We start from the raw sequence: 23,338 nt of genomic DNA on the forward strand, positions 1-23,338 counted from the left end.
GAGATATCTGTGTCCGTCAAGATCGGCATCAACGGCTTCGGCCGTATCGGCCGTAACTTCTTCCGTGCAGCCCTCGCCAAGGGCAGCGACCTCGAGATCGTCGCGGTCAACGACCTCACCGACAACAAGGCCCTCGCGCACCTCCTGAAGTACGACTCCATCACGGGCCGCCTCGACGCGACCGTCGAGCTCGACGGCGACCGCATCGTCGTCAACGGCAAGCCGATCATCGTCCTCGAGGAGCGCGACCCCGCGAACCTCCCCTGGGGCGAGCTGGGAGTCGACGTCGTCATCGAGTCGACCGGCCGCTTCACCAAGTCGGAGGACGCGCGCAAGCACATCACCGCGGGTGCCAAGAAGGTCATCGTCTCCGCTCCCGCCACCGGCAGCGACGTCGCGACCCTGGTCCTCGGCGTGAACGAGAACACCTACGACCCCGCGACGCACGACATCATCTCGAACGCGTCCTGCACCACGAACTGCCTCGCGCCGCTCGCCAAGGTGCTGCTCGACAACTTCGGCATCGAGCGCGGCCTGATGACCACGGTCCACGCGTACACCGCCGACCAGAACCTCCAGGACGGCCCGCACAGCGACCTGCGTCGCGCCCGCGCCGCCGCCGTCAACATCATCCCGACCTCGACCGGTGCCGCCAAGGCGCTCGGCCTGGTCATCCCGGAGCTCGTCGGCAAGCTCGACGGCTACGCCCTCCGCGTCCCGGTCCCGACCGGCTCGATCACCGACCTCACCGTCGAGCTGACCAAGCCCGCCACCGTCGAGGAGATCAACGCGGCGTACAAGGCGGCCTCCGAGGGAGACCTCAAGGGCATCCTCAAGTACACCGAGGACCCGATCGTCTCGAGCGACATCGTGACCGACCCGCACTCGTCGATCTTCGACGCGGGCCTCACGAAGGTCATCGGCAGCCAGGTCAAGGTCGCCTCCTGGTACGACAACGAGTGGGGCTACTCCAACCGCCTCGTCGACGTCACCGAGTTCGTCGCCGGCAAGCTCTAAGGGCTGCGCGCAGTGACGCTCCGCACTCTGGACTCACTGGGCTCCCTCGCAGGCAAGCGCGTCGTCGTCCGCTGCGATCTGAACGTCCCCCTGAAGGACGGAACGATCACGGACGACGGCCGCGTGCGCGCGTCGGTGCCCACGCTCCAGCGTCTGGTCTCCGAGGGCGCCCGAGTCGTGGTCGTGAGCCACCTCGGGCGCCCCGAGGGGAAGCCCGAGGCGAAGTACAGCCTCGCTCCCGTCGCCGCCCGCCTCGGCGAGCTGCTCGACGCTCCGGTGGCCTTCGCCGAGGACACCGTCGGGGAGGCGGCCTCGGCCGCCGTCGACGCCCTCGAGGACGGCCAGGTCGTCGTCCTCGAGAACCTCCGGTTCAACGCCGGCGAGACGAGCAAGGACGAAGCCGAGCGCCGCACCTTCGCCGAGAAGCTGGCCGCCTACGGCGACGCCTTCGTCTCCGACGGGTTCGGCGTCGTGCACCGCAAGCAGGCGAGCGTTTACGAGCTCGCCGAGCTTCTCCCCAGCGCCGCCGGCACGCTGATCGCGGCCGAGCTCGAGGTGCTGGAGCGGCTCACCGAGAAGCCCGAGCGCCCCTACGCGGTCGTCCTCGGCGGCTCGAAGGTCTCGGACAAGCTCGGCGTGATCGAGCACCTGCTGCCGAAGGTCGACTCGATCCTCATCGGCGGCGGAATGCTGTTCACCTTCCTCAAGGCCCAGGGCCACGAGGTCGGCGCCAGCCTGCTGGAGGCGGACCAGGTCGACACCGTGCTCGGCTACCTCGCGAAGGCGAAGGAGCTGGGCGTGGAGATCGTCCTGCCGACGGACGTCGTCGTGGCGTCGGAGTTCGGCCCCGACGCCGAGCACCAGGTCGCCTCGGCCGACGCGATCGAGGGCACGCCCTTCGGCGAGAAGGGCCTCGGCCTGGACATCGGACCGGACACCGCCGCGCACTTCGCCGAGATCATCGCGGCGTCCGAGACGGTGTTCTGGAACGGCCCCATGGGCGTCTTCGAGCTCGAGCCGTTCGCGGCGGGCACCAAGACCGTCGCGCAGGCGCTCACCGAGGTCGACGGTCTCAGCGTCGTCGGCGGAGGCGACTCCGCCGCGGCCGTCCGCGCCCTCGGGTTCCGCGACGACCAGTTCGGCCACATCTCGACGGGAGGCGGAGCGAGCCTCGAATTCCTCGAGGGCAAGCGCCTCCCCGGACTGGAGGTCCTCGGATGGTAGACACCGCCGCCCGCACCCCGCTCATCGCCGGCAACTGGAAGATGAACCTGGACCACCTCCAGGCCATCGCCTTCGTGCAGAAGCTGGCGTGGAGCCTCAAGGACGCCGACCACGACTTCGACGGTGTCGAGGTCGCGGTGTTCCCGCCCTTCACGGACCTCCGGCCCGTGCAGATCCTCGTCGACTCGGACAAGCTGCCGCTCAAGTACGGCGCGCAGGACGTCTCGAAGTTCGACAGCGGCGCCTACACCGGTGAGATTTCGGGCCAGTTCCTGAAGCAGCTCGACTGCGACTACGTGATCGTCGGCCACTCGGAGCGTCGCACGCTCCACGGCGAGACGGACGCGGACATCGCCGCCAAGTCGGCCGCGGCCGTCAATCACGGCGTCGCTCCGATCATCTGCGTCGGCGAGACCGCGGAGGACCTCGAGAAGCACGGCCCGTCGGCCGTGCCGGTGGCCCAGCTGAAGGAGGCCCTCACCGGCCTCCCCGCGGACGCCGACCTCGTCGTCGCCTACGAGCCGGTCTGGGCCATCGGCTCCGGACAGGCCGCGACGCCCGAGCAGGCCCAGCAGGTCTGCAAGGCGCTCCGCGGAGTCGTCGCCGACGTCCTCGGAGCCGGCACCGCCGCGAAGACCCGCATCCTCTACGGCGGCTCCGTGAAGTCCGGCAACATCGCCGGCTTCATGCGCGAGCCCGACGTCGACGGAGCACTCGTCGGAGGGGCCAGCCTCCAGGTCGACGAGTTCGCGGCGATCGCGCGATTCCGGAACCACGTCGGGGTCTGAGCTGCTGCGACGAGAGGGCGGGCCCATCGGGCCCGCCCTCTCGTCGTCCACGCCGCTCCCTGCGCGGCGTGGCGCGGTCGGCTTCGCGACGGGGCGCGGTTCCGAGAGCGGGATGCGTCCGGCTACGTCGATCCGCTGGGACGCGGATCGCCGGTTCGCCTCGGAGATCCCACACTGGCATCACGCGTTGGCCGGTCCGGTGCCGTCAGCTCCTCGCGGGGTGCCCTCCGAGAGCGTGGCGCGTTCGGCTCGATCGATCCGAAAGTACGTGGATCACAGGCTCGCGGTCCGGCGACTGGAGAGGTTGTCGAGGGCGCCGCGACGAGGCCACCCGCTCCGCCCCTCGACGGACACTCGTATACATCGCTCCGAACACGGGACGACGCATTCCTCGCGGATTCGCAGGCGCCGTTATACTCGTCGGGGCGCGCAACGCGCCAGAACTTCGAAAGGTACCGCGTGGACATCCTCCAGGTCGTGCTCCAGGTCATCCTGGGCATCACGAGCCTCCTGCTCACCATGCTGATCCTGCTCCACAAGGGGCGCGGCGGCGGACTGTCCGACATGTTCGGGGGCGGAGTCACCTCCAACCTCGGCGCGTCGGGCGTCGCCGAGCGCAACCTGAACCGCATCACCGTGATCCTGGGCGTCGTCTGGCTGGCCTGCATCGTGGTGCTCGGACTCATCACCAAGTTCACCACCGGAGCATAGGGGTACTCGCAATGGCATCAGGCGGCAGTGCAATCCGCGGTTCGCGCGTCGGCGCAGGACCCATGGGCGAGCAGGACCGGGGCTTCCACGCGGAGCGCGTCGCGGTCTCCTACTGGGACGCTCTCGGCAACGAGACGGTGCGCCACTTCTCGGCGGCCCTCCCCGAGGACGAGATCCCCGAGGTGATCGACTCGCCGCAGTCCGGTCTCCCCGCGGGCCGCGACCGGGCGAACCCGCCGCAGGTCGCGAAGACCGAGCCCTACAAGACGCACCTCGCCTACGTGAAGGAGCGCCGCACCGAGGCCGAGGCGGCTCAGCTCCTCGAGGAGGCGCTGCAGCAGTTGCGCGCCCGACGAGGCACCGCGACCCCGTCCTGATCCTCACCGGACGACGAACGACGGAAGGCCCGCCCCCTCGGGGGACGGGCCTTCCGTCGTTTCCGGACCGGGCTCAGTAGCTCGGAGCGATGAGCGACTCGGGGACCTCGGCCGCTGCCTCCTGGTCGACGAAGAACACCGTGCGCTTGCGACCGAACGCGCCCGACGCGGGCACCTCGTTCGTGCTGGCACCCGCGAGCGCGAGGCCCAGGGCCGAGGCCTTGTCGGCGCCGGCGAGCACCATCCAGATGCGGTCCGACTGGTTGATCAGCGGCAGCGTGAGGGTGAGGCGCTCCGGCGGCGGCTTCGGCGAGTTGCGGACGGCGAGGACGCCGGGAGTCGTGGAGCGGATCGCGGAGCGCTCGGGGAACAGCGACGCGATGTGCCCGTCCGGCCCGACACCGAGGAAGGTGATGTCGAAGCGCGGGTAGTCGCGCCCCTCGGAGGCGTGCTCGCGCAGCTCCGCGTCGTAGGCAGCGGCGGCGCCGTCGAGGTCCAGACCCTCGTCCGAGGCCGGGTAAGAGTGCACGTTCGCCGCCGGCACATCGAGGACGCTGAAGAGGTCCCCGGCCTGGACGTCGTTGCGGTCCTCGTGGCCGCGGGGCACCCAGCGCTCGTCGCCCCACCAGAAGTGCACGCGCGACCAGTCCACGTTGCCGGCGGCGGAGGAGGAGCCGATCTCCTTGAGCGTGGCGGCTCCCATCGTCCCTCCGGTGAGCACGACGTTCGCCGAACCCAGGTCGTCGAGGACGTCGATCGTCTTGGTGAGGAACCGGGCGGCGACCGAGCCGGCGAGGGTCTGCTTGTCGCGGTGGACCAGCACGCGGCGTTCGGTGGTCATCTCAGGGGACTCCTTCGGGTTCGGGTGCCGATCGGCGGGGTTCGGCTCCGTGTCGGGAAGCTCTGAGGCGTGGGCGCCCTGGACGGGCGCCCACGCCTCAGGAGGCGCTGCGGGCCTCGGCCTTCTCAGTGAGCATGTCGACCCCGCGCGAGATCACTTCACCGTACAGGTCATCCGGGTCGAGCCGGCGCAGCTCCTCCGCCAGGCAGTCCCGGAGGCTGCGGCGGGGGAGCGAGATGTCGTGGACCGGCTGATCGGGCTGCGTGAGCGTCGCGACGTTGGGCACCGAGCGCTCGAGCTCGATCACTCCGGAGTCGCGGATGAGCCGCACGCCGTGGATCCCGCTGGACCCGGTGGCGCTGATCGTGAGCTCGTGGTCGACGGGGATGTCGAGCTCGAGCTGCAGCCAGGCGGCGAGCAGGATCGTCGAGGGGGAGTCGGGCGCGCCCGAGACCTCGACGGCCGTGATCGGCTCGTAGGGCGGCTGGTCGAGCACGGCTGCGAGCTGCGCGCGCCAGAGGGTGAGGCGGGTCCAGGCGAAGTCGGTGTCGCCGGGGGCATAGGTGGAGGCGAGGTGGTGCAGCGCCTCCGCCGGGTTCGACTGGGCCGACGCGTCGGTGATCCGCCGGGTGGCGATCCGGCCGATCGGGGACGCGGAGGCGTTGTCCGGAGCGCTGTTCGGCCACCAGGCCACGACGGGGGCGTCGGGGAGGAGCAGGCCCGTGACCAGGCTCTCCTCGTCCTCGGCCGCGTCCCCGTAGGGACGGAGCACGACGACCTCGCTCGCGCCGGCGTCGCCTCCGACCCGGATCTGCGCGTCGACCCGCGCCGTCGCGTCGACCGGGACCGTGGTGGTGCCGTCGTCTTTCGAGACCACGATGACGCGCATCGGGTGCTCGCGGGACGCGTCGTTCGCGGCTTCGATGGCCTCCTCCTCGTGACCCCGGGAGGTCGCGATGATGAGGGTGAGGACGCGGCCGAGGGCGACGGCGCCGCCCTCCTCGCGGATCTTGACGAGGGTCTTCGAGACCTCGCTCGTCGTGGTGTCGGGCAGATCGACGATCATGGACGCCTCCAGGTGCGGCCGTCGCGGGCGAGGAGCTCGTCGGCGGAATCGGGGCCCCAGGTTCCGGGGCGGTACTGCTCGGGCTGGCCCTGCGTGGCCCAGAACTCCTCGATCGGGTCGAGGATCTTCCAGGACAGCTCGACCTCCTCGTGCCGGGGGAAGAGCGGCGGCTCGCCCAGGAGGACGTCGAGGATGAGACGCTCGTAGGCCTCGGGACTCGCCTCGGTGAACGCGTGGCCGTAGCCGAAGTCCATCGTCACGTCGCGCACCTGCATGCCGGCGCCGGGCACCTTCGAGCCGAAGCGCATGGTGACGCCCTCGTCGGGCTGGACCCGGATGACGAGCGCGTTCTGGCCCAGCGACGTGGTCTGGCTCTCGGCGAAGAGCTGCTTCGGTGCCCGCTTGAACACGACCGCGATCTCGGTGACGCGGCGGCCGAGGCGCTTGCCGGCCCGCAGGTAGAACGGCACGCCGGCCCAGCGTCGGGTGCCGATGTCCAGGCGCATGGCGGCGTAGGTCTCGGTGGTCGAGGTGGGGCTCATGCCGTCCTCCTCGAGGAAGCCGAGCACCTTCTCGCCGCCCTGCCAGCCGCCGGCGTACTGCCCGCGGGCGGTCGCGGTGGAGAGGTCGGCGGGGAGGCGGACGGCCGCGAGGACCTTCTCCTTCTCCGCACGGAGGTCGGCCGCGTCGAACGAGATCGGCTCCTCCATGGCGGTCAGGGCGAGCAGCTGCAGCAGGTGGTTCTGGATGACGTCGCGCGCCGCTCCGATGCCGTCGTAGTAGCCCGCGCGCCCGCCCACGCCGATGTCCTCGGCCATGGTGATCTGCACGTGGTCGACGTAGTTCGAGTTCCAGAGCGGCTCGTACATCATGTTGGCGAAGCGGAGGGCCAGGATGTTCTGGACCGTCTCCTTGCCGAGGTAGTGGTCGATCCGGAAGACGGAGTCGGGCGGGAAGACCGACTCGACGACGTCGTTCAGCTCGCGAGCCGTCTTCAGGTCGCTGCCGAACGGCTTCTCGATGACGACGCGGCGCCACTGGCCGTCCTTCTGCTCGGCGAGGCCGGAGCTGCGCAGCTGCTCGGTGACCTGCGGGAAGGACTTCGGGGGGATCGAGAGGTAGAAGGCGAAGTTGCCGTTCGTGCCGCGCTCGCGGTCGAGGTCGTCGACGGTCGTCTTCAGGCGGGCGAACGCCTCGGGGTCGTCGAACTCGCCCTGCACGAACCGGATGCCCTGCGCGAGCTGCGCCCAGACCTCCTCGTGGAACTCGGTGCGGGCGTGCTTCTTCACGGAGTCGTGGACGACCTGCTCGAAGTCCTGGTCGTCCCAGTCGCGCCGGGCGAATCCGACGAGGGCGAAGCCGGGAGGCAGGAGGCCGCGGTTGGCGAGATCGTAGACCGCGGGCATGAGCTTCTTGCGGGAGAGGTCGCCGGTCACGCCGAAGATGACGAGGCCGCTGGGCCCGGCGATCCGGTTCAACCGGCGGTCGAAGCTCAACCTCAGCGGATTGAACTCGGGGGTGATGTCCACAGACATGTGCAGTGTCCTTCTGTGTGCCGGTGGGACCGGCGCACTGCTATCGGTGAGGGAGGGGGAGGAGCGGGCGGGCCCGGCTGCTGCCCCGGGAAGTGGTCGCGGGACGACCGCGGGCACGCCGCCGCGCGCTCGAGAGCGCAGCGGCGGCGTGCCCGTCGGATCAGGTGTTGAGGGCCTCGAAGAGCGCCTCGAGGTCGGCCTCGGGGTCGGTCAGCGTGAGGGTCAGCACCGGCCGGCCGTGCTCGGCGAGCACGCTCGCGTCGCCGGCGGCCTGCGCCAGGATGAGCTGGCCGAAGGTGAACGGGCTGTCCGGGATCTCGAGGTCCACGTCGGAGCGCTCGGTGATCTGGAGGAACACGCCGGTCGGCGCCCCTCCCTTGTGGTACTGCCCGGTCGAGTGCAGGAAGCGCGGGCCCCACCCGAAGGTGACGGGGCGCTGGGCCTGCGCGGCGAGTAGGTCGCGCACGCCCTCGAGCTGCGGGAGCGCGAGGCGGTCGACGTACGCCTGGATCGAGACGTAGCCGCCGTCGCCCAGCTGCGCGAGGAGGCGGTCGACAGCGGCGGCGACGGTCGAGACGCCCTCGGTGACGCTGCTGCTGCCGGTGACCTCGATGCCCGCGTCGGTGAACGCGGGCGCCTCGGGCTCGGGCCGCTTCTCGAGCAGGGCCCGGGTCGCGACCTTCGCCGACTCGACGTCGGGCTGGTCGAACGGGTTGATGCCCAGGAGGCGACCCGCGACGGCGACGGCGTACTCCCACGTCAGCATCTGAGCGCCGAGCGAGCCGGAGAGGAGGATCTCGCCCTCGTGGCGGTCGCGCGGGAACAGGTGCAGCGCCGTGGCGTCCTCGACCAGGCGGACGACCTGCACGTCGGGCAGGTCCTCCGAGAGCTCGGGGGCCAGCGTGCCGAGGACGACGGGGAGGATGCCCGTGCCGTCCTTGCCGGTGGACTCGGCGATGAGCTGCTCCGCCCAGTCGGCGAAGCCGACGATGTCGGTCCCGTCGGCGACGATCGCGAGCTTGTCGCGGCGCGGGCTGGTCGCGGCGATCGCCGCTCCGAGGATCAGGCCCGGGTTCTCGGGGGAGTCCACGGCGAGCCCGAGGGAGGCCTCGGCCGCCTCGTCGAGGAGGGCCTCGATGTCGGCGCCGGCGAGCCCGGACGGCACGAGGCCGAACGCGGAGAGCGCCGAGAAGCGCCCGCCGATGTTCGGGTCGGCGTTGAACACGCGGTAGCCGGCCTCGCGGGAGGAGGTGTCCAGGGGCGAGCCCGGGTCGGTCACGATGACGATGCGGTCGAGCGGATCGATGCCCGCCTCCGTGAACGCCTTCTCGTAGGCCTTCTTCTGGCTCGCGGTCTCTACGGTCGAGCCGGACTTCGAGGAGATGACGACCGCGGTCGACGCGAGCCGGTCGTTCAGGGCCGCGAGCACCTGGCCGGGCGCCGTCGAGTCGAGCACGGTGAGCTCGACGCCGGCGGTGCGGGTGATGACCTCGGGCGCGAGCGAGGAGCCGCCCATGCCGCCGAGGACGATGTGGTCGACGCCCTTGGCCTGGAACTCCTCGCGCAGGGCGAGGATCTGGGGGATCAGGGGGCGGGAGACGGTGGTCGACTCGGTCCACCCGAGGCGCTTGGCCGCCTCCTCCTCCGCCGCGGCGCCCCACAGGGTGGGGGCCTGGGCGGTGATGCCGGACGCGACCTCGTCGGCGACGAGCTCCGGGACGACGCGGTCGACGGCCTTCTCGGCGTCTCCGCTGACGTGGATCTGGATGGCCATGATCAGGCCTGCGCCTTCGCGCCCTCGAGCGCCGCGGTGACGGTGTCGAGCAGCTCGTTCCAGGAGACGATGAACTTCTCCACGCCCTCCTTCTCGAGCAGCTCGGTGACGTCGGCGTACGAGACGCCCTGCGCCGCGACGGCGTCGAGGACGGCGTTCGCGTCGGCGTACGAGCCGGTGACGGTGTCGCCGGTGATGACGCCGTGGTCGAAGGTCGCCTCGAGGGTCTTCTCGGGCATCGTGTTGACCACGCCGGCCGCGACGAGCTCGGTCACGTAGAGGGTGTCGGGGAGGTCGGTCGACTTGACGCCGGTCGAGGCCCAGAGGGGGCGCTGGCGGTTGGCGCCGGACTCCTGGAGCAGCAGGGCGCGCTCGGTGGCGAACGCCTCGACGAAGACCTCGTAGGCCAGCTGCGCGTTGGCGACGCCGGACTTGCTCTTGAGGGCGCGGGCCTCGTCGGTGCCGACGGCCTCGAGGCGCTTGTCGATCTCGGTGTCGACGCGCGAGACGAAGAACGAGGCGACGGAGTGGATGGTCGACAGGTCGATGCCGGCGTCCTTGGCCTTCTCGAGGCCGGCCAGGTACGCGTTGATGACGGCGCGGTAGCGGGCGAGCGAGAAGATCAGGGTGACGTTCACCGAGATGCCGGAGCCGATGACCTCCGTGATGGCCTCGAGGCCCTCGACGGTCGCGGGGATCTTGATCATCGCGTTGGGGCGGTCGACCTTGGCCCAGAGGGCCTTGGCCTGCTCGATGGTGCCCTGGGCGTCGTGCGCCAGGCCGGGCTCGACCTCGATCGACACGCGGCCGTCGTAGCCGTTGGTCGCGTCGTAGATCGGGCGGAAGATGTCGGACGCCGCGGCGACGTCGTCGGTGGTGATCTCGAAGACGGCGTCGGTCACCGAGGTGCCGGCGGAGGCGAGCTCGCGCACCTGGGCGTCGTAGGACTCGCCGTTGGTCAGGGCCGCGGCGAAGATCGTGGGGTTCGTGGTGACTCCGACGACGTTCTTCTCCTCGATGAGCTTCTGCAGCCCTCCGGTGGAGATGCGCGAGCGGGAGAGGTCGTCGAGCCAGATGCTGACGCCGGCGGCGGAGAGCTCTGCGGTGGGGGTGTTCTCGGTCATGTCTCTTCTTCTTCTGCGTAGGTGGTGCGTGGTGTGAGGGGGAGCCGCTGCTCCGACGGCGAAGGCCGCGTCCGTGGTGGACGCGGCCTTCGGGTCAGGAGGCTGCGAGCGACTCCTTGGCGGCGGACAGTGCCGCCTCGGTGGTGATCCCGAACTCGCGGAACAGGGTCTTGTAGTCGGCCGAGGCGCCGAAGTGCTCGATCGAGACGGAGCGGCCGGCGTCGCCGACGTACTTCTGCCAGCCCAGGCTCAGGCCGGCCTCGATCGAGACGCGCGCCTTCACCGAGGAGGGCAGGACCTTCTCGCGGTACTCGGCGTCCTGCTCCTCGAACCACTCGAGGGACGGAGCCGAGACGACGCGGGCGTTGACGCCTTCGCTCCTCAGGGCCTCGCGCGCCTCGACGGCGATCTGGACCTCGGAGCCGGTCGCGATGAAGATCACGTCCGGGGTGCCGCCCGGCGCCTCGGCCAGGATGTAGGCACCACGGGCGACGTTCGCGGCGGAGGCGAAGGTCTCGCCCTCCGCGTCGCCCTCGCCGCGCTCGAACACCGGGATGTTCTGACGGGTGAGCGCGAGGCCGGCGGGGCCCTCGCGGCGCTCGAGGATGGTCTTCCAGGCGTAGGCGACCTCGTTCGCGTCGCCGGGGCGGACGATGTCCAGGCCCGGGATCGCGCGGAGGGTCGACAGCTGCTCGACCGGCTGGTGCGTCGGGCCGTCCTCGCCGAGCGCCACGGAGTCGTGGGTCCAGACGTAGATGGCCGGCGCCTTCATGAGCGCGGCGAGACGGACCGCCGGGCGCATGTAGTCGGAGAAGATCAGGAAGGTGCCGCCGAAGGGGCGGGTGTTGCCGTGCAGGACGATCCCGTTGAGGATCGCGCCCATGGCGTGCTCGCGGATGCCGAAGTGCAGCACGCGGCCGCCCTTCTTCCCGGTCCACTCGTGGGTCGAGAACTCCGTCGGGACGAAGGAGCCGGCTCCCTCGATCGTCGTGTTGTTCGACTCGGCGAGGTCGGCGGAGCCGCCCCACAGCTCGGGGATCACGCCGGCGAGGGCGTTGATGACCTTGCCGGATGCAGCGCGGGTCGAGACCTCCTTGCCGGGCTCGAAGACGGGGAGCGCCTCCTGGACGCCCTCGGGCAGCTCGCCCGAGAGGACCCGGTCGAGCAGCTCCTTCTTCTCGGGGTTCGCGGACGCCCAGGCGGCGAGCTGCTCGTCCCACTCGGCGTGCTGGGCCTGGCCGCGCTCGACGGCCTTGCGGGTGTGCTCGATGACCTCGTCGGCGACGTCGAAGGTCTTCTCGGGGTCGAAGCCGAGCACCTCCTTGAGTCCGCGGAGCTCGTCGGCGCCCAGGGCGGAGCCGTGGATCTTGCCGGTGTTCTGCTTCTTCGGCGACGGCCAGCCGATGATGGTGCGCAGGATGATGAGCGACGGCTTGTCGGTCTCGCCCTTCGCGGCCTCGATCGCGGCGTGCAGCTCGGCGACGTCCTCGTGGTACTCGCCCGTCTTCTTCCAGTCGACGACCTGGACCTGCCAGTCGTAGGCCTCGTAGCGCGCCTTGACGTCCTCGGTGAAGGCGATGTTGGTGTCGTCCTCGATCGAGATCTGGTTGGAGTCGTAGATGACGACCAGGTTGCCGAGCTTCTGGTGGCCGGCCAGCGAGGAGGCCTCGCTGGTGACGCCCTCCTGCAGGTCGCCGTCGCCGGCGATCACGTAGACGAAGTGGTCGAACGGGGAGGTGCCCGCGGCGGCCTCCGGGTCGAACAGGTCGCGCTCGAAGCGCGAGGCGTAGGCGAAGCCCACGGCGGAGGCGAGGCCCTGGCCGAGCGGCCCTGTGGTGATCTCGACGCCGTCGGTGTGGCCGTACTCCGGGTGGCCCGGGGTCTTCGAGCCCCAGGTGCGCAGCGCCTTGAGGTCGTCGAGCTCGAGTCCGTAGCCGCCCAGGTAGAACTGGACGTACTGGGTCAGCGACGAGTGGCCGACCGACAGGATGAACCGGTCGCGGCCGATCCAGGTCGCGTCGGACGGATCGCGGCGCATGACCTTCTGGAACAGGAGGTAGGCGGCGGGCGCGAGGCTCATGGCGGTTCCGGGATGGCCGTTGCCGACCTTCTCGACCGCATCCGCGGCGAGAACCCTCGCCGTGTCGACTGCCTTCTCGTCAATGGATTCCCATTGCAGTTCTGACACTTGGTACTGACCCTTCTCGAGACGTGGGGCAGACGGGGACCGTCCGCCCTCTCGCATGGTGGAGCACGCCGCATGACGACTTCGACACGATGCTCCGGCGACGGCCCTCTCGGCCCCGTGCCGACGATCGTCGGGCGGGCTCGGGTGCGTGCCGGGCGCTCTGGCGAGCAGTCCCGAGTATACGGAGGGGGGTGCGCCGCTGACCGGGGGTTGCGTGGTCGCATATGTCTGCGTCCGATTGGACAAGCGTGCACGCCGGGCCCGGCTCCCGGACGGGCGCATTACACTCGTTCGGGATCATCGAATCGTTAGAGGAGCAATGGACGCAGTCGTGGAGACCACCGCCGTCGAGCGGGACGGGGCGTCGCCGACGACCCTCTCGCGCAAGGTGAAGGCCTTCGTCGCTCTGACGAAGCCGCGCGTGATCGAGCTGCTCCTCGTGGTGACCGCTCCGACGATGATCCTGGCGCAGGGCGGGATCCCGAACCTGCTGCTGGTCCTCAACGTCCTGATCGGCGGCGCCCTGAGCGCCGGTTCGGCGGGCGCGTTCAACTGCTACTTCGACCGCGACATCGACCGGATCATGAACCGGACGAAGAACCGGCCGCTCGTGACCGGGGAGATCTCGGACCGGTCCGCGCTCGTCTTCGCGACCACGATCGGCGTCCTGTCGATCGTCTGGCTCGGCCTCACGGCCAACTGGCTCTCCGCGGGCCTCTCGCTCGCCGCGATCCTGATCTACGTCGTGTTCTACACGCTCTTCCTCAAGCGCCGGACGCCGCAGAACATCGTGTGGGGCGGCATCGCGGGCTGCATGCCGGTGCTGATCGGCTGGGCGGCGGTCACCGGCTCGCTCGACTGGGCCCCCGTCATCCTCTTCTCCGTCATCTTCCTCTGGACGCCGCCGCACTACTGGCCGCTGTCGATGAAGTACCGGGACGACTACCAGGCCGCCGGCGTGCCGATGCTGGCCGTCGTGCGCGGACGCACGATCGTCGGGCTCCAGGTCATCCTCTACGCCTGGGCCACCGTCGCCTGCTCGCTCCTGCTGATCCCCGTCGCCAGCATGGGGGTGCTCTACACGGTGGTCGCGCTCGGCAGCGGAGTCTGGTTCATCGCCGAGACGCACCGCCTCTACAGCCTCGCGATCCGTCACGAGCACGTCTCGCCGATGCGGGTGTTCCACGGGTCCATCGGATACCTCACCCTGCTCTTCCTCGCCGTCGGCATCGACCCGCTGCTGCCCTTCTGATGGTGACGCCGTTCTCCTTGCTCGCCGAGCGGGTGACCCTCGGTCCGCGCGCACTGCGCTGGGGGACCACCGCGGCGCTCGTCGCGAGCATCCTGATCATCTTCTTCGGGGGCGTCGTCCGGCTGACCGGCTCGGGCCTCGGCTGCCCCACCTGGCCGGCGTGCGAGCCGGGCTCGCTCACCTCGACACCCGAGCTCGGGATCCACGGCTTCATCGAGTTCACGAACCGCGCGTTCACCGGCGTCCTCGTGGTCGCGGTGGGCTGGGCGATCACGGCCGCGCGCCTGCAGAAGCCGCGCGACCGCACCATGACCCGGCTCGCCTGGTCGCAGTTCTGGCTCGTCGTCGCGAACGCCCTCGCGGGCGGCGCGACCGTCCACTCGGGCCTCAACCCGTACATCGTGGCCGGGCACTTCGTTCTCGCCATCGCCCTCCTCACCACCACCGCACTGACGTGGCACCGCGCCCACCGCTCGCAGTCCGTGGCCTTCGAGCCTGACCGCCCGACGCGGGCGCTCAGCATCGGGCTCGTCGGCCTGACGCTCCTCGTGATCCTCGTGGGGACCCTCGTGACGGGGACCGGCCCGCACGCCGGCGACTCCGCGGAGGTGCCCCGCATGCAGTTCCACTGGGCGAGCGTGACCGTCGTCCACGGCGTGCTCGGCACGGCGGTGCTCGTCGTGGGCGCCGCGCTGCTCCTGCGCCTGTCGCGGGCGGCGGGCTCGGAGCTCGCCCGGCGGCGCGTGGTCGCCTTCCTCGTGGTCGTCGTGCTGCAGGCGCTGGTCGGGGTCGCGCAGTCGCTCACCGCGCTGCCCGAGACGCTCGTCGCGGTGCACCTGCTCGGCTCGGCGCTCATCTGGGTCGGCGCGGTCCGCGTGCTGCTCGACGTCAACCCGAGGCTGTTCACCGTGCGCGCCCAGCGCCGGGACGCCGCCCAGGAGCTCCAGCCCGCCGCCTGACCGCGGGCTCCGGCTCGGCGGAGAGCAGGTGCCGCCGGAGGCGCAGGAGCACGCGGGGGAGCGCCCGCAGCGGGAGGTCGGCCGCGATCGCGCGGGCGAGAGGGCCGAACGCCCGTGCGGGTCCGGTCGGCAGGCCGGCGCCCACCAGTGCGGTCACGAGTCGTGCGGGGATCGGGGTCGATGCGTCGTTCGTCATGGCGGAACCGAATCACGGACCACCGACACTGGTATGGCCATGCGCGTCTGGAGGCACGTCACCGGTGCCCGGCCGACACCCAGGTGCGGAGGTTCCGCTGAACGGCGGACGCCGGTAGAATGAGAAGCTGGTCACGGTTCGACGTACCCTGCGCACGTGATCCGCACACGGCCCGATGGAGCGCCGACGCACACCTCCGGAATCCAGGGACGCACATCATCCGCTCCGCGCATCAGATCGATCGCGCGACCGGCCGGAGAGCACCCGCGGGCCACCCCCGGGGGAATGACTCCGGGACCCGACCGGTTAGCAGTGGGTAGGAAACGAGGTACACATGTCAGACATCCTGATCGACCGCCCCGAGCTCGAGAGCCTGGGCGTCTACGAGTTCGGCTGGTCCGACTCGGACTCCGCCGGAGCCTCCGCGCGACGCGGCATCTCGCCCGAGGTCGTCTCCGACATCTCCGCGCTCAAGAACGAGCCCGCCTGGATGCGCGACCGCCGCATGAAGGCCCTGAAGCTCTTCGAGCGCAAGCCCATGCCGACGTGGGGCGCCGACCTGTCGGACATCGACTTCGACAACATCAAGTACTTCGTCCGCTCCACCGAGAAGCAGGCGCAGACCTGGGACGACCTCCCGGACGACATCAAGAACACGTACGAGAAGCTCGGCATCCCGGAGGCGGAGCGCCAGCGCCTCGTCGGCGGCGTCGCGGCCCAGTACGAGTCCGAGGTCGTCTACCACCAGATCCGCGAGGACCTGGAGGAGCAGGGCGTCATCTTCATGGACACCGACACGGCGCTGCGCGAGCACCCCGAGATCTTCGAGGAGTACTTCGGCACCGTCATCCCCGCGGGCGACAACAAGTTCGCGGCGCTGAACACCGCGGTCTGGTCCGGCGGCTCCTTCGTGTACGTCCCCAAGGGCGTCCACGTGGACATCCCGCTGCAGGCCTACTTCCGGATCAACACCGAGAACATGGGCCAGTTCGAGCGGACCCTGATCATCGCGGACGAGGACAGCTACGTCCACTACATCGAGGGCTGCACGGCTCCGATCTACAAGTCGGACTCGCTGCACTCGGCCGTGGTCGAGATCATCGTGAAGAAGAACGCCCGCGTGCGCTACACGACGATCCAGAACTGGTCGAACAACGTCTACAACCTCGTCACCAAGCGCGCGATCGCGCACGAGGGCGCGACGATGGAGTGGATCGACGGCAACATCGGCTCCAAGGTCACGATGAAGTACCCGTCGATCTTCCTGGTCGGCGAGCACGCCAAGGGCGAGACCCTCTCCGTTGCGTTCGCGGGCCCCGGCCAGCACCAGGACGCCGGCGCGAAGATGGTCCACATGGCGCCGTACACGCAGTCGTCGATCGTCTCGAAGTCGATCGCCCGCGGCGGCGGTCGCGCCGGATACCGCGGCGAGGTCCGGGTGGACGCGAACGCGCACCACTCAGCGAACACCGTGCGCTGCGACGCCCTCCTGGTCGACACCATCTCGCGCTCCGACACCTACCCGGCGATCGACATCCGTGTCGACGACGTGCAGCTCGGCCACGAGGCGACGGTGTCGAAGGTCAGCGAGGAGCAGCTCTTCTACCTGATGTCGCGCGGCCTGCCGGAGGACGAGGCGATGGCCATGATCGTCCGCGGCTTCATCGAGCCGATCGCGCGCGAGCTGCCCATGGAGTACGCCCTCGAGCTGAACAAGCTCATCGAGATGGGGATGGAGGGCAGCGTCGGTTGACGCCCGCCTCCCCCCTCGAAGGGGCGCCCGGACGGGGCGCCCCGCACCCATCGAAAGGAACCACCGCCAGATGACGGTCCCCACGAGCGCCGCGACCCCCGAGATCGACGGCGCGGCCACCGCTGAGCGCCTGGGCATCAGCGCCCACTCCGACGGGGCGTTCACGCCCGTGCAGACGCGCTCCGAGCGCTTCGCGTCGGCCGACGTCGAGGCCTTCGAGGCCGTCACCGGCCGCGAGATCGCCTGGAAGCTGACCCCCGTCGCCCGCCTCGGCGATCTCATCGACGGCGCGCTCGACGGCTCGCCCGTCCCCCTCGAGCACGCGGCGGTGGACGGTGTGGACGTCTCGTGGGTCGGCCGCGACGACCAGCGGATCGGCACTGCCGGCCTCCCCGAGGACCGTGCCGCCGCGAACGCCTGGTCGAGCTTCGAGAAGGCTCTCGCCGTCCGCGTGACGGGAGAGGACGAGAAGGTCGCCACCCTCGTCCGCTCGGGCCTCGGCTCCGCACCCCGCGCCGCGCACACGATCATCGAGGCGGCGCCCTACGCCCGCGCCGTCGTCGTGCTGCAGAACGAGGGGGAGGCCTCCCTCGCGGAGAACGTGGAGATCCTCGTCGGCGAGGGCGCGCAGCTCACCGTCGTCACCGTGCAGGAGTGGGCGGACGACGCCCGGCACCTGGCCAACCACTTCGTGCGGGTCGGACGCGACGCGAAGGTGAAGCACATCGTGGTCACCCTCGGCGGCTCCATCGTCCGGGTGAACCCCTCGGCGCACCTCGTCGAGCGTGGAGCGGACGGCGAGCTCTTCGGCCTGTACTTCGCCGACGGCGGCCAGCACCTCGAGCAGCAGGTGTACGTCGACCACGACGCCCCCGACACCCGCAGCCGCGTGACCTACAAGGGCGCGCTGCAGGGCGAGGGCGCGCGCACCGTCTGGATCGGCGACGTCCTGATCCGCAACAGCGCCACCGGCACCGACAGCTACGAGCAGAACCGCAACCTCGTCCTCTCGGACGGCACGCGCGCCGACTCCATCCCGAACCTCGAGATCGAGACCGGTGACATCGCCGGAGCGGGGCACGCCTCGGCGACCGGCCGCTTCGACGACGAGCAGCTCTTCTACCTGCAGTCCCGCGGGATCCGCGAGGACGAGGCGCGACGCCTGGTCGTGCGCGGGTTCCTCAGCGAGATCGTGCAGCAGATCAAGGTCGCCGAGCTCGAGGACCGCCTGCAGCTCGCGATCGAGGCGGAGCTCGCCGGCAGCGCCGGCCAGACCGGCTCCTCCCGCGGAGCGGCGGTCCCCGCATGAGCAACGCCGCGATGATCTGCTCGGTCTCCGAGCTGATCCCCAACCAGGCCATGCGGGTCGAGGTCGACGGAGTCGCGATCGCGGTCGTGCAGGACTCCGCCGGCGAGATCCACGCCATCGGCGACACCTGCACCCACGGCGAGATCTCGCTCTCCGAGGGCTTCGTCGAGGGCGACAGCCTCGAGTGCTGGGCGCACGGCTCCCAGTTCTCCCTCCGCACCGGCACCCCGCTGAACCTCCCGGCCTACGAGCCGGTCCCCGTCTTCGTCGTCGAGATCATCGACGGCGACGTCTACATCGACCCGACCGTCACGAAGGAAGTCTGAATGTCCGTTCTCCAGATCAGCGATCTCCACGTCAGTGTCGAGACCGAGCAGGGGACCAAGCAGATCCTCCGCGGTGTCGATCTCACCATCAACCAGGGTGAGATCCACGCGATCATGGGCCCCAACGGGTCCGGCAAGTCCACCCTCGCGTACACGATCGCGGGACACCCCAAGTACCACGTCGACGGCGGCTCGATCACCCTCGACGGCGTCGAGGTCCTCGACATGTCCGTCGACGAGCGCGCCCGCGCGGGCCTCTTCCTCGCCATGCAGTACCCGGTCGAGATCCCCGGTGTGACCAACACCAACTTCCTCCGCACCGCCAAGACCGCGATCGCCGGCGAGGCGCCCGCCATCCGCACGTGGACGAAGGACGTCAAGTCGGCGATGGCGAACCTCCGCATGGACTCGTCCTTCGCGGCGCGCAACGTCAACGAGGGCTTCTCGGGCGGCGAGAAGAAGCGCAACGAGATCCTCCAGCTCGAGCTGCTCGCCCCGCAGTTCGCCGTCCTCGACGAGACCGACTCCGGCCTCGACGTCGACGCGCTCAAGATCGTGTCGGAGGGCGTCAACCGCGCCCACCAGAGCACCGGTCTCGGCGTGCTGCTGATCACGCACTACACGCGGATCCTCCGCTACATCCAGCCCGACTTCGTCCACGTCTTCGTCGCCGGCCGCGTCGCCGAGCAGGGCGGCAAGGAGCTCGCCACCCGGCTCGAGGACGAGGGCTACGACCGCTTCCTGACCTCGGCGACGGTCTGATCATGGCGGTCACCACTCTCGAGCCGAAGCTCTTCGACCAGGTCGAGGAGGCCCTCAAGGACGTCATGGACCCCGAGCTCGGGGTCAACGTGGTCGACCTGGGACTCATCTACGACCTGGGCTGGGACGACGAGAACGACGCCCTCGTCATCCACATGACCCTCACCTCGGCGGGCTGCCCGCTGACCGACGTGCTCGAGGAGCAGACCGCCGAGTCGCTCGACGGCATCGTCGAGGCGTTCCGGATCAACTGGGTCTGGATGCCGCCGTGGGGTCCCGACCGGATCACCGAGGACGGGCGCGACATGATGCGCGCACTCGGCTTCTCGATCTAGCCGCTGCACACCGACGCCGAAGGGCCGGGAGGAGTCGTCCTCCCGGCCCTTCGGCGTTCCTGTCGTCTTCAGCCTGTCGCAGTCCGTCGTGGAGTCGGAACGGCCGGGCGGGACGGCTCCGGAGTCCGGGGCCGTCGTCGTCCCCGCCGGTCGAGTCGGTGGAGGTGCCCACCGAGGTCGAGCAGGAGGACCGGGCGGCTCGACCTCTGCCGGACGCCCGAAGGGCCGGGAGGAATCGTCCTCCCGGCCCTTCGGCGTCCGTGCGACCGCTCAGCGCGAGCGTCGCGAGAGCATCGCCCAGGTGGTGGGGAGCAGCGCGGCGGCGACCAGCGCCTTGAGCGCGTCGCCGACCAGGAAGGGCACGAGTCCCGCGGAGAGGACGGAGCCGAGGTCGGCTGGCAGCCCCAGCGAGGCGAGGGCGGCGGCCAGCCAGGGCAGGCCGACGAGGTAAATGGTGGCGGTGCCGGCGAGGAAGGTCACCAGCGTGCCGAGGACGCGACGGTCCCACTGCCGCTGGGCGAGCCACCCGGTGACGATCGACGCGAGGACGAAGCCGACGATGTAGCCGCCGGTGGGACCCGCGAGGACCGCCCAGCCGTGCGAGCCCTCGGTGAAGACCGGGGCGCCGAGAGCGCCGACGAGCGCGTACACGAGCATGGAGAGCGCGCCGCGGAGTGCGCCGAGCGTCGTGCCGACCAGAAGGACCGCGAAGGTCTGGCCCGTGAAGGGGACCGGCCACATCGGGATGAACAGCTGCGCCATCGCCGCGGTGAGACCCGCACCCGCGAGCACCAGCAGGGCGTCGGTCGCGACGGAGCGGGTGACGAGCCGGTCGGCGAGGACCGGGCGCGGGAGGGCGGAAGAGGAAGGGGACATGGGTGATCTCCGAGAGTCCTGGTCGCCCGAGAGCGAGGAGCGAGCGCGTCCGCGGTGAGCGGACGTGGATCCGCCCCGCGGCTCAGGAAATATACTAGGGGGCTGCCGCATCGCGGCCCCTTGCCCCACTCCTCCCGAACCGAACGCCATTTCTTGGCGGGAACGGACAGCACTGTGCTCAGCGTGCACGACCTCGAACTCCGAGTCGGCGCCCGACTCCTGATGGAGAACGTCTCCTTCCGGGTGGGCGACGGCGACAAGGTCGGCCTCGTCGGCCGCAACGGGGCGGGGAAGACGACGCTGACCAAGGTCCTCGCGGGCGACCTCATCGCCTCGAAGGGCACGGTCGACCGCGGCGGCGAGATCGGCTACCTCCCTCAGGACCCGCGCTCCGGCGACCCGGAGGAGCTCGCGCGCACCCGCATCCTCGACGCCCGCGGGCTGGGGCAGCTGGTGCTCGGCATGCAGGAGGCGACGGTCGCGATGTCGAGCAGCGACACCTCCGTGAGCGAGGCCGGCATGAAGAAGTACGGCAACCTCACGGATCGCTTCCTCTCCCTGGGCGGATACGCGGCTGAGGCGGAGGCCGCGTCGATCGCGAGCAACCTCAACCTCCCCGACCGGATCCTCGACCAGCCGCTCAAGACGCTCTCCGGTGGCCAGCGGCGCCGCATCGAGCTCGCGCGCATCCTCTTCTCCGACGCGAGCACGCTGATCCTCGACGAGCCGACGAACCACCTCGACGCCGACTCCGTCGTCTGGCTCCGCGAGTTCCTCAAGAACTACCGCGGCGGCTTCATCGTGATCAGCCACGACATCGAGCTGGTCGGCGAGACCGTGAACCGCGTCTTCTACCTCGACGCCAACCGCCAGGTCATCGACGTCTACAACATGAACTGGAAGAACTACCAGCGCCAGCGCGCCGCCGACGAGGAGCGCCGCAAGAAGGAGCGGGTCAACGTCGAGAAGAAGGCCGGCGCCCTCCAGCTGCAGGCCGCCAAGTTCGGCGCGAAGGCCTCGAAGGCCGCAGCGGCGCACCAGATGGTCGCGCGTGCCGAGCGCATGCTCAGCGGGCTCGAGGAGGTCCGTGCGGTCGACCGCGTCGCGAAGCTCCGGTTCCCGACCCCGTCCGCCTGCGGTCGCACCCCTCTGCAGGCTCAGAACCTGTCGAAGAGCTACGGCTCGCTCGAGATCTTCACCGCCGTCGACCTCGCGATCGACCGCGGCTCCAAGGTCGTCATCCTGGGGCTCAACGGAGCGGGCAAGACGACGCTCCTGCGCATCCTGGGCGGCGTCGACCAGCCCGACACCGGAGTGATCGAGGCCGGGCACGGCCTCCGGATCGGCTACTACGCGCAGGAGCACGAGACGATCGACGTCAAGCGCTCGGTGCTCGAGAACATGGTCTCCTCCAGCCCGAACCTCACCGAGACCGAGGCCCGCCGGGTCCTGGGCTCGTTCCTGTTCACCGGCGACGACTCGCACAAGCCGGCCGGGGTCCTCTCCGGCGGGGAGAAGACCCGTCTCGCCCTGGCGATGATCGTGGTCTCGGGCGCGAACGTTCTCCTGCTCGACGAGCCCACCAACAACCTCGATCCCGCGAGCCGCGAGGAGATCCTCGACGCGCTCGCGCACTACGAGGGCGCGGTCGTCCTGGTCAGCCACGACGAGGGAGCCGTCGAGGCACTGAACCCCGAGCGCGTCCTGATCATGCCGGAGGGCACCGAGGACCACTGGGCGGCCGACTACCTCGACCTGATCACGCTCGCCTAGCGGGCGTCGAGCAGCTCGTCCTCGACCTCGGAGTCGCTGCGGCCGCGGCGTCGGCGGCGCTCCTCGCGCCGCTCCTCGGCCGCCACGACCTCGGGGTCGTCGGCGTTGCGGATGCGGTACTCGTGTCGGATCGCCCAGCCGAGCCCGCCGAAGCCCATGACGGCGAACAGCACCCACTGGATCGCGTAGCTGATGTGCAGGCCCTCGTCGGAGACTGGCTTGATCGCGGCCAGCGGGGGAGCGTCGACCGGCGCCGGCGCCTCGGCGACCAGCAGGCCGTACGCCGAGGTCCGCAGGGGCTCGTCCAGCTGCGTCGACAGGTCATCGAGCTGGATCGTGGCGATCTGGCCGGCCGGTGCGGAGCGTCCGTCGATCCGTCCCTCCGCGGGCTTCAGGCGGGCGACGACGGTCACCTCTCCCTCGGGCGGCGCGGGGATCGCGTCGGGGGAGTCCTGGGTCGAGCCGACGGGGACCCAGCCGCGGTCGACGACGAACACGCTGCCGTCGTCGAGCCGCAGCGGCGTCAGGATCTCGAAGCCGGGGTTGCCGTTGTAGGGCCGGTTGCGGACGAGGGTCTGCCCCTGCGTCTCGTAGACGCCGGTGATCTCGACCGGGCGGTACTCGAGGGCGTCGTCCCACGTGGAGTCGGCGGGGAGCAGCCCGTCGAGCGCCACCGGGTCGGCGGTCCAGTTCGCGGTGACCAGCCGGTTGGTCGAGGCGGCCTGGTCGAGCCGCGCGACCTGCCAGCGCGAGAGCAGCACGCAGGCGACGGCGAAGACGATCGCGAGAGCGAGGTAGCCGAACCAGCGTCGCGAGAAGACGAAGCGCCAGGAGGGACGGGGCGCGTCGCCGCTCATCGTTCCGCTCCGCGATCGACCGTGTAGAGCGGCTTCACCTCGAGCGGGAAGTCGCGGGCGAGGAGGAACTCGCGCAGGAACTCCAGGTGCTCGCCGCAGGCCAGCCAGGTCTTCCGACGGTCCTCCGCGTGGATCCTCGGGTTCCGCCACGCGATCGCGAACGTCGCCGTCCGCGGGCAGCCCGCTCGGGAGCAGGCGTGCGCGTCGGGGACCCGGCCGAGCGGGATCACGGCCGGCCTCCTCGCGGGTCGCCGCCCTCGGGGCCGGTCGTGAGCCCGCTCGGCCGGGTCCCCGA

The 23,338-nt window shown here is 70.4% G+C and carries 22 protein-coding genes; 13 read left to right on the forward strand and 9 right to left on the reverse strand.

The features are described 5' to 3' along the window. Positions 1 to 9 precede the first annotated feature (9 nt). The 5 genes from gap (at position 10) to C5C30_RS07735 (ending at position 4,117) form a co-directional block, all read left to right on the forward strand. The gene (gene gap, locus C5C30_RS07715; RefSeq protein ID WP_104221909.1) at positions 10 to 1,017 is read left to right on the forward strand and encodes a type I glyceraldehyde-3-phosphate dehydrogenase; all 1,008 of its coding nucleotides are present in this window, start codon (positions 10 to 12) and stop codon (positions 1,015 to 1,017) included. A gap of 12 nt (positions 1,018 to 1,029) precedes the next feature. Further along, a complete protein-coding gene (locus C5C30_RS07720) occupies positions 1,030 to 2,241 on the forward strand; it encodes a phosphoglycerate kinase (RefSeq protein WP_104263177.1) in 1,212 nt (403 codons plus the stop codon). Beyond that, positions 2,235 to 3,029: a triose-phosphate isomerase gene (gene tpiA, locus C5C30_RS07725; RefSeq protein WP_104333471.1), complete on the forward strand. Its 795-nt coding sequence runs from the start codon at positions 2,235 to 2,237 to the stop codon at positions 3,027 to 3,029. The genes C5C30_RS07720 and tpiA overlap by 7 nt, the downstream gene beginning before the upstream one ends. A gap of 459 nt (positions 3,030 to 3,488) precedes the next feature. Continuing rightward, on the forward strand, positions 3,489 to 3,740 hold the full coding sequence (secG, locus tag C5C30_RS07730; RefSeq protein ID WP_104221915.1) for a preprotein translocase subunit SecG: 252 nt from the start codon (positions 3,489 to 3,491) through the stop codon (positions 3,738 to 3,740). Positions 3,741 to 3,751: 11 nt separating this feature from the next. Then, entirely contained in the window at positions 3,752 to 4,117 is a 366-nt protein-coding gene (locus C5C30_RS07735) for an RNA polymerase-binding protein RbpA (RefSeq protein WP_055791968.1), read from the forward strand. 73 nt (positions 4,118 to 4,190) lie between these two features. Here the strand turns inward: C5C30_RS07735 and pgl are convergent, their stop codons facing one another. The 6 genes from pgl to tkt all read right to left on the reverse strand — a co-directional run bounded on the left by pgl (position 4,191) and on the right by tkt (position 12,645). After that, positions 4,191 to 4,958 (reverse strand): 6-phosphogluconolactonase, encoded by a 768-nt coding sequence (gene pgl / locus C5C30_RS07740; RefSeq protein ID WP_104221917.1) that lies wholly within the window; start codon positions 4,956 to 4,958, stop codon positions 4,191 to 4,193. A 97-nt stretch (positions 4,959 to 5,055) separates the two neighbouring features. Then, complete coding sequence (locus C5C30_RS07745) at positions 5,056 to 6,024, reverse strand: glucose-6-phosphate dehydrogenase assembly protein OpcA (protein WP_104232638.1); 969 nt, start codon at positions 6,022 to 6,024, stop codon at positions 5,056 to 5,058. Further along, complete coding sequence (gene zwf, locus C5C30_RS07750; protein WP_104246802.1) at positions 6,021 to 7,559, reverse strand: glucose-6-phosphate dehydrogenase; 1,539 nt, start codon at positions 7,557 to 7,559, stop codon at positions 6,021 to 6,023. Before zwf ends, C5C30_RS07745 begins: the two co-directional genes overlap by 4 nt. Before the next feature lie 160 nt (positions 7,560 to 7,719). Next, positions 7,720 to 9,333 carry a glucose-6-phosphate isomerase gene (locus tag C5C30_RS07755; RefSeq protein ID WP_104260739.1) on the reverse strand — a complete coding sequence of 538 codons (1,614 nt, stop codon included), beginning with the start codon at positions 9,331 to 9,333 and terminating at the stop codon, positions 7,720 to 7,722. A gap of 2 nt (positions 9,334 to 9,335) precedes the next feature. Then, positions 9,336 to 10,457, reverse strand: coding sequence for a transaldolase (tal, locus tag C5C30_RS07760; RefSeq protein WP_104221924.1), 1,122 nt, complete (start codon positions 10,455 to 10,457; stop codon positions 9,336 to 9,338). A 94-nt stretch (positions 10,458 to 10,551) separates the two neighbouring features. Beyond that, positions 10,552 to 12,645, reverse strand: a complete 2,094-nt coding sequence (gene tkt, locus C5C30_RS07765; protein ID WP_104221926.1) for a transketolase — start codon at positions 12,643 to 12,645, stop codon at positions 10,552 to 10,554. 319 nt (positions 12,646 to 12,964) lie between these two features. Here tkt and C5C30_RS07770 point away from each other — a divergent pair, with 319 nt between their 5' ends. From C5C30_RS07770 to C5C30_RS07800, 7 genes are all read left to right on the forward strand, one after another. Then, positions 12,965 to 13,897: a heme o synthase gene (locus tag C5C30_RS07770; protein ID WP_104333472.1), complete on the forward strand. Its 933-nt coding sequence runs from the start codon at positions 12,965 to 12,967 to the stop codon at positions 13,895 to 13,897. Beyond that, positions 13,897 to 14,856: a heme A synthase gene (locus tag C5C30_RS07775; protein ID WP_104260742.1), complete on the forward strand. Its 960-nt coding sequence runs from the start codon at positions 13,897 to 13,899 to the stop codon at positions 14,854 to 14,856. The genes C5C30_RS07770 and C5C30_RS07775 overlap by 1 nt, the downstream gene beginning before the upstream one ends. Positions 14,857 to 15,386: 530 nt before the next feature. Further along, complete coding sequence (sufB, locus tag C5C30_RS07780) at positions 15,387 to 16,805, forward strand: Fe-S cluster assembly protein SufB (RefSeq protein WP_104221933.1); 1,419 nt, start codon at positions 15,387 to 15,389, stop codon at positions 16,803 to 16,805. 70 nt (positions 16,806 to 16,875) lie between these two features. Next, the gene (sufD, locus tag C5C30_RS07785; RefSeq protein WP_104333473.1) at positions 16,876 to 18,114 is read left to right on the forward strand and encodes a Fe-S cluster assembly protein SufD; all 1,239 of its coding nucleotides are present in this window, start codon (positions 16,876 to 16,878) and stop codon (positions 18,112 to 18,114) included. Continuing rightward, complete coding sequence (locus C5C30_RS07790; RefSeq protein ID WP_077222834.1) at positions 18,111 to 18,440, forward strand: non-heme iron oxygenase ferredoxin subunit; 330 nt, start codon at positions 18,111 to 18,113, stop codon at positions 18,438 to 18,440. Before sufD ends, C5C30_RS07790 begins: the two co-directional genes overlap by 4 nt. Then, positions 18,441 to 19,202: a Fe-S cluster assembly ATPase SufC gene (sufC, locus tag C5C30_RS07795; RefSeq protein ID WP_104221937.1), complete on the forward strand. Its 762-nt coding sequence runs from the start codon at positions 18,441 to 18,443 to the stop codon at positions 19,200 to 19,202. A 2-nt stretch (positions 19,203 to 19,204) separates the two neighbouring features. Further along, complete coding sequence (locus C5C30_RS07800; protein WP_104221939.1) at positions 19,205 to 19,537, forward strand: metal-sulfur cluster assembly factor; 333 nt, start codon at positions 19,205 to 19,207, stop codon at positions 19,535 to 19,537. A gap of 270 nt (positions 19,538 to 19,807) precedes the next feature. Here the strand turns inward: C5C30_RS07800 and C5C30_RS07805 are convergent, their stop codons facing one another. Beyond that, complete coding sequence (locus C5C30_RS07805) at positions 19,808 to 20,413, reverse strand: biotin transporter BioY (protein ID WP_104232632.1); 606 nt, start codon at positions 20,411 to 20,413, stop codon at positions 19,808 to 19,810. Positions 20,414 to 20,587: 174 nt separating this feature from the next. On the opposite strand from C5C30_RS07805, the gene C5C30_RS07810 reads away from it, so the two are divergent. Further along, the gene (locus tag C5C30_RS07810; RefSeq protein WP_104221943.1) at positions 20,588 to 22,186 is read left to right on the forward strand and encodes an ABC-F family ATP-binding cassette domain-containing protein; all 1,599 of its coding nucleotides are present in this window, start codon (positions 20,588 to 20,590) and stop codon (positions 22,184 to 22,186) included. Here the strand turns inward: C5C30_RS07810 and C5C30_RS07815 are convergent. Together C5C30_RS07815 and C5C30_RS07820 are read right to left on the reverse strand one after the other, a co-directional pair. Then, positions 22,183 to 23,043, reverse strand: a complete 861-nt coding sequence (locus C5C30_RS07815; RefSeq protein WP_104297635.1) for an SURF1 family protein — start codon at positions 23,041 to 23,043, stop codon at positions 22,183 to 22,185. The two genes, C5C30_RS07810 and C5C30_RS07815, sit on opposite strands and share 4 nt — an antisense overlap. After that, positions 23,040 to 23,273 carry a hypothetical protein gene (locus tag C5C30_RS07820; RefSeq protein ID WP_104260748.1) on the reverse strand — a complete coding sequence of 78 codons (234 nt, stop codon included), beginning with the start codon at positions 23,271 to 23,273 and terminating at the stop codon, positions 23,040 to 23,042. The genes C5C30_RS07815 and C5C30_RS07820 overlap by 4 nt, the downstream gene beginning before the upstream one ends. Positions 23,274 to 23,338 lie beyond the last annotated feature (65 nt).

Origin of the sequence: Rathayibacter sp. AY2B5 (genome assembly GCF_002931645.1) — a bacterium.
GTDB lineage: Bacteria > Actinomycetota > Actinomycetes > Actinomycetales > Microbacteriaceae > Rathayibacter.